The sequence below is a fragment of the Aurantivibrio infirmus genome (assembly GCF_054767315.1).
Window position 1 is genome coordinate 234,727 of sequence record NZ_BAAFSK010000007.1, and the last position, 17,406, is coordinate 252,132.

The window sequence follows — 17,406 nt, forward strand, 5'->3', positions numbered from 1 at the left end:
TAAGATACTGAGGCAAAAATGGCAAATCCCGGCAACATGCCAGGCGTAAAAACAAAAGGATTAAGCGAGCTATGGGCTCGCTTACGTTTTTTACTGCTCGCTATTTTTATTTATAGAGTGGGCACGCACATTCCAATCCCCGGTATTGATCCCGATCAGGTGGCTAACTTACTCAACCAACAGCAAGGCACCATCTTGGGCATGTTTAACATGTTTTCTGGTGGAGCTTTTGAGCGAGTAAGTATTTTAGCGCTCGGCATCATTCCGTATATATCCGCTTCTATTATCATGCAGATAATGACGGCGGCAGTTCCTACCTTGGAACAGTTGAAAAAAGAAGGTGAAGCAGGTCGTCGTAAAATCAATCAATACACACGTTATTTCACGGTGGTATTGGCGACGGGGCAAGGTTTCGGTATGGCGGTAGCGCTGGCCGGCCAGGCTTATGGCGGTTCGCCAGGCTTTTCATTCTTTTTTGTGGTGACCTTATCTCTTGTAACTGGTGCCGTATTTATGATGTGGCTCGGTGAGCAAGTGACCGAACGAGGAATTGGCAACGGTATTTCAATGCTGATTTTTGCCGGAATTGTTGCAGCGTTTCCAGGTGGTGTTGGTCAGTTACTAGAAAGTGCCAAAAATGGCGATTTAAATTATCTCTGGGTATTGGGAATAGCGATCGTATTAATTGCAGTCGTGTGGCTGGTTGTAAAAATTGAGCGCGGGCAGAGACGAATCACGGTCAATTATGCGAAACGCCAGCAAGGCCGAAAAGTCTTTGCAGCACAAAGTAGCCATCTACCCTTGAAGGTAAATATGGCTGGTGTAATTCCGGCGATCTTCGCCAGTAGTATCTTATTGTTTCCCGCGACTATCGCTTCGTGGTTTGGTCAGGGAAGTGAAGAAGGCGGTTTCGTCAGCGATATGTTGCAAAGTATTTCTTTAGCAATTGGTGTTGGCCAACCCCTGTATTTGATTTTATTTACTGGATTTATCATCTTCTTCTGTTTTTTCTATACAGCTTTAATGTTTAACCCCGCAGAAGTTGCTGACAATTTAAAGAAATCGAGCGCTTATATTCCTGGTATTAGACCCGGTGAGCAAACTGCAAAATATATCGACACAGTGTTAACTCGACTGACGGTTGTTGGCTCAATATATATTGCGAGTATTTGTTTGTTGCCACAATTCATGGTGGCTGGTTTAAACCTTCCGTTTATATTTGGCGGGACGTCATTATTGATTGTTGTTGTTGTGGTAATGGATTTGTTTTCTCAGATTCAATCGCATTTGATGTCGCAGCAATACGAATCATTGATGAAAAAATCGAATTTGAAAAATTATGGTACTGGAGTTTCGCGCTAAGTTTCTCATCAAGGTGAAAGACGAGCTCGACTCAAGAGGAAGTGAATTATGAAAGTAAGAGCATCAGTAAAGAAGATTTGCCGGAACTGCAAAATGGTTAAACGCAAAGGCGTATTACGAGTGATATGTCACGTTGAACCTCGCCATAAGCAGCGCCAGGGTTAATAGATCCTCAAATCAACAGGCATAGGCCCTAAAGCTAATACTTGGTTGATTTTTAAGGCTAATGTCGCTATCCTTTCGCGCCTTTTAGCTCCGACGAAGGCTTTCAAACCTGGGGCGAAAGGCAAAATTAGCGTGATAGACCAAGCGCTAGACAAGAAAAATTTAACAGAATCAGCTGCTTAGCATTTAAGTGTTAGAGCTGGTTTTAAATAGTAAAGAAGATACTGGAGTAAGTTGAATGGCACGTATTGCCGGCGTCAATATCCCTGACAATAAACATGCTGTTATTGCCTTAACCTATGTTTTTGGTGTTGGACGATCGACTGCGAAGAAAATCTGTGCCTCTGCTGGCGTCAAGGAAGCTGCTAAGATTTCCGATTTATCGGAAGCGGACGTTGAAGCGCTTCGAGTAGAAGTTGCTAAGGTTTCTGTCGAAGGTGATTTACGACGTGAAGTCTCCATGAACATCAAGCGTTTGATGGATTTAGGTTGTTATCGTGGTATTCGCCATCGTCGCAGCTTGCCCGTTAGAGGTCAGCGCTCTAAAACAAATGCCCGCACCCGCAAAGGTCCGCGTAAGCCTATTAAAAAGTAATTCATTTATTCGATTGTCGAAAGCTCATTGAGAGCGATCGGCGGAATGTGTAGGAACCAAAATCAAATGGCAAAGCCGAGCAAACAAGCACCTCGAAAAAAGGTGAAAAAGACAGTTATTGATGGGATTGCGCATATTCATGCTTCTTTCAACAATACGATCGTCACCATCACTGATCGACAAGGCAATACCTTGAGTTGGGCAACTTCTGGTGGCTCTGGTTTTCGGGGTTCGCGTAAAAGTACGCCATTTGCGGCGCAGGTTGCTGCAGAAAGAGCCGGTGAAGTGGCTAAAGAGTATGGTTTGAAAAACCTTGATGTTGAAGTTAAGGGTCCGGGACCAGGTCGTGAATCTGCGGTCCGTGCGTTAAACAACATTGGTTATAAAATTACAAATATCGTCGACGTGACACCCATTCCGCATAATGGTTGCCGTCCACCGAAGAAACGTCGCGTATAGAGGGTAAGAAATGGCACGTTATATTGGACCACGTTGTAAACTTTCTCGCCGCGAAGGAACTGATCTTTTTCTTACCAGCGGTGTTAGACCCATTGATTCGAAGTGCAAAGTTGAAACTGCGCCTGGCCAACATGGGCAGAGACGCGGTCGCTTGTCGGATTATGGTGTTCAGTTACGCGAGAAGCAAAAAGTTCGTCGTTTATACGGTGTGCTAGAAAAGCAGTTTAGAAACTATTACAAAGAAGCAGCGCGTCAAAAAGGCGCGACGGGTGAAAACTTGTTGAAGCTTCTAGAAACCCGCCTAGATAACGTTGTTTATCGCATGGGCTTCGGTTCAACAAGAGCGGAATCGCGACAGTTAGTTGCACATAAAGCAGTTTTGGTAAATGGTAGAGCAGTCAACATCCCTTCTTACCACGTACAAATGGGTGATGTGATTGCGGTGAGAGAAAAAGCAAAAAAACAACTTCGAATCCAAAGTTCGCTTGGCGTTGCTGCTCAGCGCGGTGAAGTTGAATGGGTCGATGTTAACGCAAGTAAAATGGAAGGCACTTTTAAGCGTGTACCAGATCGCATCGATTTGCCTGCGGAAATCAACGAAAACCTCATCGTCGAGCTTTATTCGAAGTAAGCGTCAACGTTGTCTAGTGTTGGCAACGGCGATATAGAGTTCAACATAGTGATGAATCGCTAACAGGTGTGGCTATGCAAAGTGTTGTAAACGAATTTTTAACTCCCCGTCATATAGATGTCAGTGAAATCTCTGCAACTCACGCAAAGGTGGTTTTAGAACCTCTAGAGCGCGGGTTTGGGCATACTCTCGGTAATGCATTAAGACGTATATTGTTATCGTCTATGCCTGGCTGCGCAGTAACTGAAGTCGAAATAGAAGGTGTTCTTCACGAATACGGCGATATTGAAGGCGTGCAAGAAGACGTCATCGAGATCCTATTAAACCTTAAAGGTATTGCCATATTGTTACATGGCAAAGACCATGCGACCTTACAGCTCAATAAGCGTGGTCCTGGTGTTGTAACCGCAGCTGATATTCAGTTGGACCATGAAGTTGATATTAAAAATCCAGAGCATGTGATTGCAAATATCACTGGCGATGTTGATTTAAATATGACTTTAACGGTTGCTCGCGGCCGAGGCTACCAGCCTGCTGACGCGCGTCAAAGTGAAGAAGATGAAACTCGAGCGATTGGACGTTTGCAGTTGGATGCTTCTTACAGCCCTATTAAACGTTTAGCCTATGACGTAGAAAGTGCGCGAGTAGAACAGCGTACTGATCTTGATAAATTGGTTTTGAATTTAGAAACTAATGGCACTATCGATCCGGAAGAAGCGATTCGCAGAGCGGCAACGATTCTTCAGCAACAGCTTGCTGTGTTTGTTGACCTTGAAGGCGAGAAAGAAGCTGAGCCAGAGCAGAAAGAAGAAGAGATTGATCCAGTCTTACTGCGTCCTGTTGACGATCTTGAATTAACAGTGCGTTCAGCCAATTGTTTGAAAGCTGAAAATATTTATTATATTGGTGATTTGATTCAGCGAACAGAAGTTGAATTGCTAAAAACACCAAACTTGGGCAAGAAATCTCTTACAGAAATTAAAGATATTCTTGCGTCACGCGGCTTGTCATTGGGTATGCGTTTGGAAAATTGGCCACCAGCTAGTTTGAAGAACGATGACAAATTAGCTCCATAAAATATTGTTCACTGTCGATGACAGATTTAAGGGTAGGGTAATATCATGAGACATCGTCATAGTGGGCGACAACTCAATCGCAACAGTTCTCACCGTAAAGCCATGTTCAAAAATATGGTTACGTCGTTAGTTGAGCATGAGTTAATTAAAACAACACTTCCTAAAGCGAAAGAACTGCGTAGATATGCAGAACCTTTAATTACCTTAGCGAAGAAAGATACAGTAGCCAATCGTCGTTTAGCGTTTTCACGGCTGGGTCATAAAGCTGCAGTAGGTAAGTTGTTTGCTGATCTTGGTCCTCGCTACGAGTCGCGCCCTGGCGGATATTTACGAATCCTTAAGTGCGGATTGCGTGCGGGCGATAAAGCACCTATGGCCTATGTTGAGTTGGTTGGTCGGAACGATTTCGCTGAACCAGCAGCGGCAGAAGAAGATTCAGCAGAATAAGTTAAAAAATTAATTAAAAACAAAAAAAGCCGGCAATAGCCGGCTTTTTTTGTTTTTACGCGATGCCTATTAAACAACTTGTTCGCTTGGTTTGAATTCTCGATGCTATTTCGCCTCTGCATAGGCATTTCGAATTGCCCCTGCAATTCTTCGCGAGCTAGAATATTGCTCTTCAAACTCCTGCGATAATTTTTCAGTAACCTCATCTAAACTCAGTCCCTCGGATTTCATTTTTTGAGTCTTGTCCCTAACGCTTGTTAAAAAGTTTTGATAACCCTCAATTAACTCAGCCCCGCCCATTGGGCCGTGGCTAGGAACGACAATGTTCGCTTGCATCGCGTAAAGTTGATCGAGGCTTGCTAGCCAGTGCGTGAGACTGGATTTAGGACTGGCAAACGCGGGGAGCGCTTGCATCGCAACATCACCCGAAAACATCACTTTGTCTTCTACTACGAGTGTTACTGTGTCTCCTGGGGTGTGATTTGGTCCTACTGCAAAGAGGTGTACATTGACTCCACCTAAGTCGAGTTTGTATTCCGATTCAAACTCGATGTCAGCTTCACGAAATTCTGCACCCTCAAGTAATTCCTTTATAGCTGCTGATCGACTCCGAAAAGCATCGGCGGTACGTAAACCAACTTCGGCGATTTCTGCAACTTGAGTAACCGAACGAATCATTTTTGTATCGTCTGGGAAAGCATGAGCACCCAGATCATGTTCTGGATGAACATGTGTTGTTACTAAATAAAGCTGATTATTCCCACTCACTTTTCTTGCTTCTTCTAAAACGATCATACCGTTTGCGTGGCCCATTCCAGTATCAATGACGAGGGTCGATTGGCTTCCAACAATGATACCGACGTTGGGTACGCCGGGGATGTTGTTATCGGGGATGACATAAACATGATCAGATATTTTTACCGTTGCGTTTCTCGGTACCATGGGACCACTGTTTGAATTACCCTGAGCGTTTACAGCGCTCGCAAAAACCAAAGCGCTTATCGTAAAAACGGCGCTAAGTAATAATTTTTTATTTAGTAAAGTGTTCATCGAATTAACTCCGTTTATGGTTTTTCAATTACAAAACGTGCAAGTACTTGGTTGTCGAGTTTCAAACTGGGTGACCAAATGAAAGACGCAGAACCAAAACGATCTGCATAATCCGCATAACCTTTTGCCCGCGTAACCGCTTGCGCTTCATAAAGCGCTGCATTTTTCCAGTTTGAATCATCGAATCCAGGTTGAGTCCAATTATTGGGCGTGGGTAAGTGCATTGCTCGGCAGCTGTTTGGGTTTTCGTCGGAGCACTTTGGTCGAATAGGGCAAGCAGAGGCATCAATGTTGCCAAACTTATCTTCAGTGATACAGCCTAAATCATCTAATGGTGAAATATATATCGGTAACACCTTCCATTCGGCATTGGTAATTGTGCCATCACTAAAACGCGCGATAAATCCCGCATCGCCAACATTGTAGCTTGCGTATTCCATACCTACGCCGAAATGGGTTTCCCAATCGGCCATATGAACAGCGACTGTAATGGGGTACTTCGCTTTAAAGCGCACGGCGCTAGAGTTAAAGGGAATGAAATTAATGGTGTCGCGGCCAACAAATTTTCCGTTGATGTAGAGTTCAAAATAATTGTCGCCAAATATTTGCGCCGTAATAATTTCACCGTCTTCGTCGATAACAATAGTTTCGAGTTCGTCGAGATAATCGGGATTGTCTCCGTCACTATTACAGTTGTTGTACATATCAACGGCAGCGCGACCTTCGTTGATTTTCATCGGTACGATCCATTCCGAACCGTCTTCTGCTTTCACGAGCCCGCTTGCCCCTTCGACAAATCGCGTACCTGTTCGGCATTCCGTAGTTAGGCTTAAATTACCCGTGCGTTCACCCAGGCCTATGCTGATGGATGCTTTCCCATTATATTCATCTGCGGCCTGCACACTTATCCCCGCTAATATTGATGAGCAAATGGCGATGATAAAAGTAAGTTTTATTTTTTGTTTCATTGGAAAATCTCCGAAACTAACAACTGATAATTAAAATCCGTTGATGAGCGTTATATAAGTTAATTTGAAATTAACATCGCGGGGAATTAATAAACCCCAGCGATGTGTTTCATAGATGGATTTGTTTGTGGTGTTTGGGAAATTTATATCTATTCGCCAGTAAGGTTTTTTTCAACCCAATCCAAACGTTCCGCATGAAAATGTTTTTTCACTTTCGCTTTTCCGCCATTTGGAAACTCCATCAAGCTTTCATCTTTTTCATCGAACTTCGGCCACTGCACGCCACCGGCCGCCGCAGGGTCACCCGTTGTTGCGAAAGAAACCCAATAGTTGTTTGCTGATTCCGCTAACATTTTGCCTTCATTATCGAAACCGACTGTCGGGGGAATATTAAAAACATATGGGGTTTCGCCACCGTGACGTAGTCCGAAAGCGACTTCGCTCTCGGCTTTAGGGATGTATGAAAAGTGATATACATAGGTAGGGGAACCGGTTTTGGCGTGAGCTCGGGCCAAGGCGCGATCAGGTTCGCTAATGGTTTGATCGCTTACTAAACGTGAAATAATTCGCTTCGCATCTCGACTATTACTGGGATCAAACGCTGCAAGAAATTCATCTCGACCTTCTTTGATGGCCGCCAAATCATTTTCAGCATTTATACCGCGTCGGCGCAGGCTTGCCTCATCGCTGTTGCCGCCAGTCATATAGGGAACGCGGGCTTGTTTACCTGCCGTAAAACCTTCTACTGCAGAGCCGGTAATTAACTTGCCATCTGCCATAGGTAATGATCGTCCTGCCGCACCGATATTGGCAATGTTGGTATTTAAATCGGCGAAGGGAATTGCGCGTAAGGCTTGCGCTGTGTCAGCATCCGAGCCAGTAATTTTAAAATGCTCCGCTACCTTAACCCCAGTATCTTCGACGCTGGGTGTGTTGTCTTTGGTATGCAGGGGTTGGGCTTCTAGTCGACCAAAACCCGATTGTGAAATAGCACGATGGAAAAGCCCTCTGGCTTGAGGCGCTAACATTAAATAGTTCACGGATATTGCACCGGCGGACCCGCCAAAAATTGTGACCTTGTTAGAGTCGCCTCCGAAAGCGGCAATGTTCTCCTGAATCCACTGTAGGGCGGCGATCTGGTCCATTAAACCGTAATTCCCAAGTAGGCCATCTGGGTTTTCTTTGGTAAGTGAAGGATGGGCGAACCAGCCAGCGCGACCGAGTCGGTAATTGATGCCGACGAGAATAACATTTTGCTTTGCGAACCCAGATCCATCAGTGGTACCCGCGCCACCGGCAAAGCCGCCACCATGGATGTACATCATTACGGGAAGTTTCGAATTTTCCGTTGCGCTACCAGGGCTGGTGATATTGAGATAGAGACAGTCTTCGGCTTCGCGGCAGTTTGATCCGAAAACATTACCTGCTCTAACGCCAATCCAATTTTTTGGTGCGGCAGGTTCCCGCCAGCGTAAATCTCCAATAGGTGGTGCGGCAAAGGGTATGCCTCGGAATATCGCGACACCATCGACCAAAGCGCCTTGAATTCGCCCTTGCTTGGTGAGCACAGTAGATCCATTGAGGGGGATCTCTGCTGGAGCAGGGCGCGCCCCTGGTCCGACAGCGGCAGGTCCCTGTGCAAAGGATAAACTTGTGAAGATGGTCAATCCCAAGAGTAAAAAGAATGACAGCGTACACTCGAAATTTTGCGATTTATTCTGCGTGTTCATTTGTTCTAGTCCTTTAATTTCTCAGCGCGATTAGATTTACAGCGCAATCAATGTCGATTTGTGTGGGGCTGTTCCAAGGGAACGCTCGGTAATATGGAATTTCAAATGGCGTTCGGAACGTTAATCTCATCAGGTAATAGAAGTCGCCTCACATTGATTGCTAACTCAGTTTTTACCATGCCTTCATCGCGTTAATTGGGTGGAGGAGGTGTTGGAAAACCCAACATTTCTGGCCCTATCTAGCGAGCATCGGGTTTTTGACTTGATTTCAAATAGTGGTTTCGCCTTATTTTTTATTGCCTTATTTTATTTGAGGCGCGACCAAACTTGAGGCTTCTGGATACTCAGAAGCGGATAGCATGACAAACACAAAATCATTTTGCAAACGATTTCAGTCGAAGAAAAAGCCAAGTTTTGTTAGGCGTTAGGGAATTATTGCTGCGGAATTGAATGGGGCGCCAATGGATGGTGAGTAGGTCGGCTTTCTAATTTGCAGCCTTTGCGGTGGTCTGGCCTTCTATCCATTTGCCAATTTCCACACGCAACTTTTTATCGATGCCGGGCTCGCCAGCAAGTTGGTTGGCGATCAGGTCTGCTGCTTCGGTGCCGAGTCTGGCGGGTTCTAGATGAATGATAGATAAGGGTAGTCGGATGTTTTGAGTTTGTAATTCGCGATCTCGAATGGCGATCAACGAAATTGACGCGGGGACTTCTAAGGAAATTTTATCGGCGGCTACAAATAAACTGGCAATATTTGATTGTGGTCCTATAAGCGCTGTTGCTTTGTTTTGCTCCGAGCAGAGTGTTTTCAATTCCTCCTCAGCGTTGAAAAAGCCACTGCCAATTTTTCGAGACTCAACCTTAAAGCCAGATTTGCCGGCGATTTTAGCGAATTCCTCAAAGGTCGGCCCCTGACGATCAGGAAAGTAAACAATTAAATGTTTGTGTCCCAGAGCTTTAAGGTGTTTCAGGCAGTCCTTGGTCGCTTGCTCAATACTGGGTTCGATCAAAGGTAGGCAGCAATAGCCGGCCGATTGACTTATTAAAGCGGTCACTGGTGTACCACTTGCCAGAAAGCGTTTTAATGCTTCCCCTTTACCTGCGCCATGTACACAACACAGCGCATCAACACGACGTTCTAAGAATCGATTGACCAGCTTATCGTATAGCTCGTCTTGTCCTTGTGCGGTCGAGACGAACAGGGAGTATCCACGAGCATCAAAACCGGCGGAGAGAGAGGCTATAAGTTCAATACCTAAGCCGCCACTGAGTTTGTGAAAAACAACGCCAATTGTCTTGGTGCTGACGCTGCGTAGTGATCTAGCAGCTTCATTCGGTGAATAACCGAGCTCTTTCGCGGCTTTGAGGACTTTTTCTTGGTTTTTGCTTTTGACTTTGATACCAGTTAAGGCGCGAGAAGCCGTCGCGACGGACACACCGGCTTTTTCAGCGACATCTTGAAGAGTGATCGGGGCTTCCATCAGGTAAGCCCTTGTGGATAAAACGACAGCGGCATGGTTTACAGTCAATCCATCAATATTAATTAGCGGATTGTACACTGTCATATTCGCAAGTTGGAATGAATCCAGCAATTTTCCTGCGGCTTAATATGGCTTTAGTTGGGCTGAATTCCGCCGTGACTCGGCGACTGTTAAAAGTATGCTAGGGTCTCTATGCCGGTTCCCGCTTGAATGGTTTTGATCACTTTACCGCGCTGAGTATCGATCAAGGAGACAGTGCCATCGCCGTGGTTGGAAACCAACACTTGTTCAGAGTCAGCGGTAAATTCTATGCCGAAGGGTTGGCTGCCGACGTCTACGCTAATTTGTTTTGACTCTGGGTCTCTCGCGGAGATTATATTCGCAGTTTTTTCCCGCGCATTAATTGAAATAATCTTTTCAGCATTTGGTGAATATTCTGCTTGCCAGCCACCACTTTTATTGCCTTCGATAATGATTTCTTGTTTGACGGTGTCGCTTTGCGTATCGATCACCACAATTTTAGGTTCGGTGAGATCCATTGCGAGAACATTGCGACCATCTGGCGAGATTGAGATTCCTTGAGTGCCATTCGGCATCGGAATTTTGCCAATCATTTGTTTGGCTTTAAGGTCGATCACACTTACAAATAAACGATCGTTTTTATTAGCGACATAGGCTTTACTACCGTCAGGTAATACCACCAACCAGTGACCGGTTCCTTCAGTATCGATAACATCACTAACCGTCAATGAATCGGGGTCAATGATTAATAGTTTACGACTGATATCGCACGATACGTAGAGCGTACCTTCTGCATCAACCTGTAAACCGTGGGGAGCTAAGTACGGAGAAATATCGATATTGCCGCGTAGTGTTCGCGTTTCTAAATCGATTACCGCAATTTTACTGCCGGGTTTAGGGTTGTTTCGATAAACGCCGTTACCATAATCGGGCACGTAAGCGGTGCGACGGTCGGGCGAAAGTGCTAATTCATGAGGCGTACCATCAATCGAAAGTTGTGAAATTTCGACGAAAGTCGAGGCGTCGAAAAAACGCACCAAGCCGCCACGCTTGTCAATCATAATCAGATTATTGAAATTGCCTGCAAGGGTTGTACTACAAAACAAGCCAATAAAAATTATCGGAAAAACATTATAGATCAATTGCGGTAATTTAATTTTCACGTGGATCTCCAAAATAATGAGCGTTTAGCTAGCTTGAACTAAAAGAGACATAAGGGAGGAAGCGACCAATCACAATGACCAATAGCCAAATCGACAGCGAGAGTAGGGCGGAAAACTTCGCGCTAAACCCTACGTCCGCAATATCAGATACTCCTGCTAACTTGGGAGTCTCGACCCACTTAAACCAGAAAGCGTTTAGGCCGCCAATAACAATAGCTAGCATTTTTAACTGAAAAGCCGCTGCCGGAAAATAATTTTCTGGATATGTACACAGAAACACAATTCCACTCAGAAGATTTAATACCAAGCCAAAAATAGCAACAGGTATTAATTTTAAGCTGGCTTCTAAAGGTATTTTTTTTGCGAAACCTAGAACGCGTAGATCAATAATTATTATCGATCCCAGCAAAAGGCATAATCCGAAAAAATGTACTACTTCTGCAGCAGGAAAAAACCAATAAATATCGCGGCCGGCGACGCCTATCCAGCTCGCCTCCATCCACGTAACAATGCCTTTAAACATAAGATCTATTACTCCGGAATACTGGTATAACCGACAATTCGTCCGGCGGTAATGGCGCTTAACCAAATAAGAATGAGAGCGGCGGCAATTATTTTTGCTTTTTTGCTCGCGAGTTCATTCGGGGATGGCTGAATGATGACAGTCGAGTTTCTAACTTCTTTAGCGAGAAACCACGTTCCAATGCTTCCGGCAATCAACAAACTGAGTTTGCTCAAGAATGCGGTATTGTGAAGAAAGGCACTGTAGTTTCCGCAAAATAACAAGGTGCCGGATATAAGATTGATAGCCAGTCCAATCCATGCAACTTTAAAGAATCGCGTTACCGAAGAAAGAGGAATGGACGGTACGAGACCGAGTACCCGTAGGTTGAACATCAGCATTATGCCAATTACCAAGGCCATGCCGACTGCATGTAAGCTCAAAACAATAGGGTAACCGTAATTCGATTCGATAACCCAAATCATTAATGATGTTTCAGAAAATGATTCTAATAATTGCAAGATGCCCTCGAATTTTATTTTTTTAAAATTTTTATTTTTAGTTGGTTAATTTTGTTTTTTGGGAATATTGCGATAAACCGCAATCACTCAATATTTTTATCTTTTTAAAATATATTAAGTGATTGCTATTTTTGGCCTGAAGTAATAATACGCTTTCTAAGCTAAAAAATTTTTAGCGCGCGTTATCGTGAGAAGAACCGTCAACCATATGATCGAGATCCATTTCCACGCATGGAATTGGTTCGTGCATTGGTGTGTCGCTGAGTTTGAGCGTGCGCTTGCGCATCGCAAAGGGTTCTTTCAGTACAGCAGGATCGTAAGCAGTTGCTTGGTATTCAAGTTTGCCATCAACCATGCGCAACGTTTCAATAACTTTTAGCTCGTCGGTATGAAAGGCGCCATCGTCAATGAGCCAAGTAATGTCATTAAAATTCACCGCTTCAATTGTCAAAGTACCGTCTTTCCATTTGCCAACGGAATCTCCGAGATATGAAGGTTCTCGGTCTTCGTAGTGATCGCGGCCATCAGTTGGGATCATGCGGAAAAAACTACCGCCTAGATCTTCATAAAGGAAGACGATATGTGAGGCGTTCTGAACAATTGCTGACGGTGGGCCAATTCTTGGTAAGCCGGGATTGCCGCAGGCCAACGCCGGGTCGAGTTCAACTTGGCGCTCATCCAATTCCTTAACTTTCGCGAGATACTCGTCTTTATAGACAGGTCGTTGCGGTTTTGGGCGAGGTGCTCGAGGTGCGGATGCGGCTCTCGCTTTGGCTTCTTCACTCGGAGGACAGCCAACAATACAAATTACACTGCCATCTTCTCCAATCTTGGGATTAATAAAGCTCATGCCATCATTTACCCACACGCCCGAAAAGTCTGGGTTACCATTAATGAGCTTTGGTGTGTTTTTGACAGGTAAGTCTAGATCTTGTGCTGTCGCGGAATACGCTGTAGCGAATAGGAAGCCGCAAGATAATATCGCAAACAACTTCTTTACCGGAGATAGGTTTGATGATTTTTTAGCGTATAAAAAAAACGTTTTCATGATTCTGCCTTCCATTAGTTTTTATAGTTGAGAGACGCGAATAAATATTCAATTAATAAGGACTCAAACATTAGAGTCGATCGGGGCTCACCGAAACGAAAGTGCCGTCCGCGTAATCAACGCGAGTCATAAATCCCAATCCTTCGGTGCCATCACGGGCCGGGTACGCGGTGATCTTAACGATGTCACCATTCCCCATTAATGACTTTTTGGTGATGCCCGCTTTTCGTGCCATAGCAACGGGTACCGAGCCAATTCGCCACATCGTTTTTTCACCGTTTTCGTCAATCACTTCCAAGTGAACATAGATATGAGGGTTTACCCAATCGACCTTCACGACTTTGCCAGTGACTTCAACTTTTTGACTGACATCAAACTGACCGCTAACGGAGTGATGAGCCGCTACCTGCACGGCATTAAAAACACCTAACGCAGCAATTAAGATGGCGAGAAACCTAATTTTGAATAAATAACGCAAGCCAATATGTGCCATAGAGCCCTCCAGCTTTGAAGTAATTTTGAGTGGTGTCGATACTCATCGATAAGCAATTCGCTAAACACAGCCATACGAACTTTTGTAATCGTTTTCAGGCTGGGCTAACTGTAAACGATTACAGTGTCGAAGAACCACCCTTTTTTAAGAGCTTTACACAAAAATACCTGTAGTTACTGATGAGGCCTTATTGGTAGTGAAGAGAGCGTGGTTGGTATGTGTATTCTGGTCACGTTTGTACTGGGGCTAATTCAGATTAGGTTAAGCGGACAAATCTGGTGTTTGCCTCAATTTTGTCAAATCGCAACTTTACAGCTGTTTGGGTTGCGCTGAGGGTGGGAGAGCGGGTTGATCTGCAAAGGTTCGTTGCCCGCTTACAAATAATTGTTAAATAATATTTTACAAAATTTGAAGATTGGTCGATTGCCAGGGTCTGGGAGTGAGGTAGGATAGTGATTCATTTCAATAATAGTTAACTAGTTTAGGAGAGGCATAATGTCCGTCGCAAAAGTTACCGAAATCATTTCTGATTCGTCAAAAAGTTTTGAAGATGCCGTAGTAAAAGGCGTTGCCAGAGCGAACAAAACCTTGGATAAAGTGAAAGCAGCGTGGGTGAAAGATCAGCAAGCGATTATTGACGACGGAAAAGTCGTCGGTTTCCGTGTCACTATGAAGATTACGTTCATTCTGAAAGACTAATATTTTGGTTGTTATCATGTTGTGATTAAAAAGGGAGCTTAAGCTCCCTTTTTAATAAACCGTTCAGAAATTTGATTATTTTCAGATAAGTCAACGTCCCCCGAGTATCGAACCTAATAAACCTCGAACGATTTTTCTGCCAACACCTGAACTCACTGTTCTTATTAATGTTTTTATAAAAACTTCACTATTGGATTGACGATTCGATCTGGGTTTTCTTCGGCTTGTTTTTTGTTTCTTCGCAGCGGCTTTTTCTCTCTCTGCCTTCTCGCGCAATTTTTTAGCTTCGGCCATTTCATTTTCTTGCCTAGCTATAAGCTGTTCTTCTTTTTCTTTTAGTATTTCATATGCAGACTCCCTATCGACCGCTTTATCGTATTGGCCTTGCAAAGGAGATTCTTGCCGGATTTTGTTTCGTTCATTTTCGTTCAGTGGACCGATACGTGATTCCGGAGGACAGATTAAGGTTTGCTGAACGATCGAAGGGCGACCTTTTTCGTCGAGAACAGATACTAGGGCTTCTCCAACACCGAGTTGGGTAATCAGTTGCGCCGAATCAATGTCTGGATTTTGGCGAAAGGTATCTGCCGCGATCTTGACAGCCTTCAAATCCTTGGGCGTGAAAGCGCGTAGCGCATGTTGAATTCTATTTCCTAACTGGCCTAATACATCCTCGGGTATGTCAGTAGGGTGTTGGCTAATGAAAAAAACACCAATGCCTTTTGAGCGGATTAAACGAACCACTTGCTCAATACGCTCTAGTAGGGCTTGCGGAGCTTTATCAAATAACAGGTGGGCTTCGTCAAAGAAAAACACCAATCGAGGTTTTTCTGGATCGCCAACTTCATCCAATTCTTCGAATAATTCGGAGAGCATCCATAATAAAAACGTTGCATAAATTCGTGGGTTCATCATCAATTCTTTACTATGAAGTATATTGATGATGCCTTTCCCGTTGTAATCTGTCCGCATCATGTCACGAATGTTTAGCGCAGGTTCGCCAAAAAACATGTCGCCACCGGAGTTTTCTAATACTAATAACTTTCGAATAATCGCGGCAACGCTTTGCGAAGAAACATTGCCATATTCACGCATAATTTCTTTACGGTTGTCGCTGAGCCAATTCAACATTGATCGTAAATCTTTAATGTCAATTAGTAACAAGCCTTGTTCATCAGCTATGTCAAAAGCGATGTGCAATATACCTTCTTGAGTGTCGTTTAATTCTAGTAGGTTGGCTAATAATATAGGCCCCATTTCCGTAATGGTGGTGCGCACAGGGTGACCTTTTGTTCCTAAGATATCCCAAAACACAACGGGGTTTGCGTGAGCGGAATATCCGTCGATACCAATTTTTTCTATTCGCTCATCAATCTTGGGATGGGGATTGGCGGCGGCGGCGAGACCTGACAAGTCACCCTTAATGTCCGCCGTAAAAACGGGCACACCCATTTTGGAAAAGCTCTCGGCCAATATCTGCAGCGTAATTGTTTTTCCTGTTCCAGTAGCGCCCGCGATCAAGCCGTGACGATTGGCCATTTTTGGATTTAAAAGAACGTGTTCCTGTTGAGGGTTGGCTCCGATCAATAACATACGATACCCAGTTGTGCTGTTGTTAGAAGGATTTTTTTGATAGTAAAAAGCTAAATCGACAGATTATAGATCGATGCGTAAAACGCAAGTCTAGACTTTGAGTGACGAGTGTTTCAGCTGCGAAATGTTAACGATATGGGGAGGCTTGTGTGCTCGGGTCTTGTCGCTTATTGAAACGAGGGTATACCCATTGGAATTGCTCTGGAGCTAGTCGAATACAATCTTCTATGGCCTTGTTCACACTTGTTGCTGCGAGCAATTTGTCTTCACTGTGTTGATTGGGGATCTTCGCAAAATATATTTCGAATCCTGCTTCCGTTCGAATGGCTGCAGCAGAGAGCACCGTGGCGTTATTTTTTTTCGCTAATGATGAGATCAGAGTGCCGGTCAATGCTGGTTTTTCGAAAAATGGAGCAAACACGCCCATCTCGGCACTGGGATTATGGTCGGGTAAAAGACCAATGACTTTTCCTGCTTTTAAATGTTTGTAAAGACAGCGCACACCAGAAGGGTCTGCCGAAGCCATGACCGTTCCGTTCCGTGATCGTTGCTTGATTAAAAACTCACTAAATAGGTGGTTCTTTTCATCGTGCTTATAAAAGCATGCGAACTCATTATTCAAGCTAACGGCGGGCCCCATAATTTCCCAATTACCAAGGTGGGGAATAGCGAGAATCACGCCCTTGTTTAAGGCGACGGCTTCATTAAATACTTCAATGTTTTTAAACTGAACGTTTTTCAGAATTTTTTCATCGGACCACATCCAAATAGCGCCAGCTTCCATAAACCAAGAACCCGCTTCTTCGATGCTATTTTTTACTCGTGATTCTTTTTCATTTGCAGTCAATTCCGGGAAACAAATATCAATATTGACTCGTGCAATGTGAACGCGTTTTTTTGCCAGCTTGTAATAAAGCCAGCCAATTTTACGCCCGATCCAGCGAGATGTGGAAAGTGGAAGGCAGGCACTTAAAGTGAGAAAAATACGGAAGATGGCAAAAGTGATCTTTTGGGTCAAGGAGGGTGTGCTGGCTTTTTTTTCTGGCAGTGCGTTCGAAACTTCAGTCATAGATAGGGTTCATAGCGATTCACTTACATCACATGTCCGCAGGCACATTAAATAAGTGTGGTGGTTATTGGCTGAGTGGTGTTGATTCAATGGCGAATAAGAATGATAACCGTTTAAGCTTAAATGCACTTACCAATGAACAGTCTGATAATGCCGTTGAATGAATTTTATTGTTATTAGTTTAGTATCCCTTGCTGGGGTCGCCAGTATCGAAAATCAATTTTTCTTAACAGTCCTAATTTTCTGATTTTTCGTACTTACCTTGCCGTTTATCCCATCGAGAGCAAGGTAAGAAACGCAAGCATAGCATGGCAGAAGGTAGGCGAAAACAGT

At 44.2% G+C, this 17,406-nt stretch carries 19 protein-coding genes; 8 read left to right on the forward strand and 11 right to left on the reverse strand.

Annotated features, from left to right (window positions below; translation table 11 throughout):
* The first annotated feature begins 18 nt into the window (after positions 1 to 18).
* The 7 genes from secY to rplQ all read left to right on the forward strand — a co-directional run bounded on the left by secY (position 19) and on the right by rplQ (position 4,735).
* Positions 19 to 1,362, forward strand: coding sequence for a preprotein translocase subunit SecY (secY, locus tag ACYUCY_RS16345; RefSeq protein ID WP_460227592.1), 1,344 nt, complete (start codon positions 19 to 21; stop codon positions 1,360 to 1,362).
* A gap of 48 nt (positions 1,363 to 1,410) precedes the next feature.
* Positions 1,411 to 1,527, forward strand: coding sequence for a 50S ribosomal protein L36 (rpmJ, locus tag ACYUCY_RS16350; protein WP_460227593.1), 117 nt, complete (start codon positions 1,411 to 1,413; stop codon positions 1,525 to 1,527).
* Positions 1,528 to 1,765: 238 nt separating this feature from the next.
* A complete protein-coding gene (gene rpsM / locus ACYUCY_RS16355; RefSeq protein WP_460227594.1) occupies positions 1,766 to 2,122 on the forward strand; it encodes a 30S ribosomal protein S13 in 357 nt (118 codons plus the stop codon).
* Positions 2,123 to 2,188: 66 nt separating this feature from the next.
* Positions 2,189 to 2,581, forward strand: a complete 393-nt coding sequence (rpsK, locus tag ACYUCY_RS16360) for a 30S ribosomal protein S11 (RefSeq protein WP_460227595.1) — start codon at positions 2,189 to 2,191, stop codon at positions 2,579 to 2,581.
* Between the two features lie 10 nt (positions 2,582 to 2,591).
* The gene (gene rpsD, locus ACYUCY_RS16365; RefSeq protein ID WP_460227596.1) at positions 2,592 to 3,212 is read left to right on the forward strand and encodes a 30S ribosomal protein S4; all 621 of its coding nucleotides are present in this window, start codon (positions 2,592 to 2,594) and stop codon (positions 3,210 to 3,212) included.
* A gap of 74 nt (positions 3,213 to 3,286) precedes the next feature.
* Positions 3,287 to 4,288 carry a DNA-directed RNA polymerase subunit alpha gene (locus ACYUCY_RS16370; RefSeq protein WP_460227597.1) on the forward strand — a complete coding sequence of 334 codons (1,002 nt, stop codon included), beginning with the start codon at positions 3,287 to 3,289 and terminating at the stop codon, positions 4,286 to 4,288.
* 45 nt (positions 4,289 to 4,333) lie between these two features.
* The gene (rplQ, locus tag ACYUCY_RS16375) at positions 4,334 to 4,735 is read left to right on the forward strand and encodes a 50S ribosomal protein L17 (protein ID WP_460227598.1); all 402 of its coding nucleotides are present in this window, start codon (positions 4,334 to 4,336) and stop codon (positions 4,733 to 4,735) included.
* A 105-nt stretch (positions 4,736 to 4,840) separates the two neighbouring features.
* On the opposite strand, the gene ACYUCY_RS16380 is transcribed toward rplQ, so the two are convergent.
* The 9 genes from ACYUCY_RS16380 to ACYUCY_RS16420 form a co-directional block, all read right to left on the reverse strand.
* Positions 4,841 to 5,785 carry an MBL fold metallo-hydrolase gene (locus ACYUCY_RS16380; RefSeq protein ID WP_460227599.1) on the reverse strand — a complete coding sequence of 315 codons (945 nt, stop codon included), beginning with the start codon at positions 5,783 to 5,785 and terminating at the stop codon, positions 4,841 to 4,843.
* Between the two features lie 14 nt (positions 5,786 to 5,799).
* Complete coding sequence (locus ACYUCY_RS16385) at positions 5,800 to 6,753, reverse strand: hypothetical protein (protein WP_460227600.1); 954 nt, start codon at positions 6,751 to 6,753, stop codon at positions 5,800 to 5,802.
* Positions 6,754 to 6,902: 149 nt separating this feature from the next.
* The gene (locus ACYUCY_RS16390) at positions 6,903 to 8,483 is read right to left on the reverse strand and encodes a carboxylesterase/lipase family protein (protein ID WP_460227601.1); all 1,581 of its coding nucleotides are present in this window, start codon (positions 8,481 to 8,483) and stop codon (positions 6,903 to 6,905) included.
* Positions 8,484 to 8,968: 485 nt separating this feature from the next.
* Positions 8,969 to 10,042: a LacI family DNA-binding transcriptional regulator gene (locus tag ACYUCY_RS16395; RefSeq protein WP_460227602.1), complete on the reverse strand. Its 1,074-nt coding sequence runs from the start codon at positions 10,040 to 10,042 to the stop codon at positions 8,969 to 8,971.
* 92 nt (positions 10,043 to 10,134) lie between these two features.
* Entirely contained in the window at positions 10,135 to 11,148 is a 1,014-nt protein-coding gene (locus tag ACYUCY_RS16400) for a YVTN family beta-propeller repeat protein (RefSeq protein WP_460227603.1), read from the reverse strand.
* A gap of 28 nt (positions 11,149 to 11,176) precedes the next feature.
* Complete coding sequence (locus ACYUCY_RS16405) at positions 11,177 to 11,671, reverse strand: DUF6644 family protein (RefSeq protein ID WP_460227604.1); 495 nt, start codon at positions 11,669 to 11,671, stop codon at positions 11,177 to 11,179.
* A gap of 8 nt (positions 11,672 to 11,679) precedes the next feature.
* Entirely contained in the window at positions 11,680 to 12,171 is a 492-nt protein-coding gene (locus ACYUCY_RS16410) for a DUF6644 family protein (RefSeq protein ID WP_460227605.1), read from the reverse strand.
* A 172-nt stretch (positions 12,172 to 12,343) separates the two neighbouring features.
* Positions 12,344 to 13,219 (reverse strand): hypothetical protein, encoded by an 876-nt coding sequence (locus ACYUCY_RS16415; protein WP_460227606.1) that lies wholly within the window; start codon positions 13,217 to 13,219, stop codon positions 12,344 to 12,346.
* A 70-nt stretch (positions 13,220 to 13,289) separates the two neighbouring features.
* Positions 13,290 to 13,712 (reverse strand): DUF6152 family protein, encoded by a 423-nt coding sequence (locus tag ACYUCY_RS16420; RefSeq protein WP_460227607.1) that lies wholly within the window; start codon positions 13,710 to 13,712, stop codon positions 13,290 to 13,292.
* 495 nt (positions 13,713 to 14,207) lie between these two features.
* On the opposite strand from ACYUCY_RS16420, the gene ACYUCY_RS16425 reads away from it, so the two are divergent.
* Positions 14,208 to 14,411: a dodecin family protein gene (locus ACYUCY_RS16425; protein ID WP_460227608.1), complete on the forward strand. Its 204-nt coding sequence runs from the start codon at positions 14,208 to 14,210 to the stop codon at positions 14,409 to 14,411.
* 90 nt (positions 14,412 to 14,501) lie between these two features.
* Here the strand turns inward: ACYUCY_RS16425 and ACYUCY_RS16430 are convergent, their stop codons facing one another.
* Together ACYUCY_RS16430 and ACYUCY_RS16435 are read right to left on the reverse strand one after the other, a co-directional pair.
* On the reverse strand, positions 14,502 to 16,004 hold the full coding sequence (locus ACYUCY_RS16430; protein ID WP_460227609.1) for a helicase HerA-like domain-containing protein: 1,503 nt from the start codon (positions 16,002 to 16,004) through the stop codon (positions 14,502 to 14,504).
* A 127-nt stretch (positions 16,005 to 16,131) separates the two neighbouring features.
* Positions 16,132 to 17,073 carry a lysophospholipid acyltransferase family protein gene (locus tag ACYUCY_RS16435; RefSeq protein ID WP_460227610.1) on the reverse strand — a complete coding sequence of 314 codons (942 nt, stop codon included), beginning with the start codon at positions 17,071 to 17,073 and terminating at the stop codon, positions 16,132 to 16,134.
* Between the last annotated feature and the right edge of the window lie 333 nt (positions 17,074 to 17,406).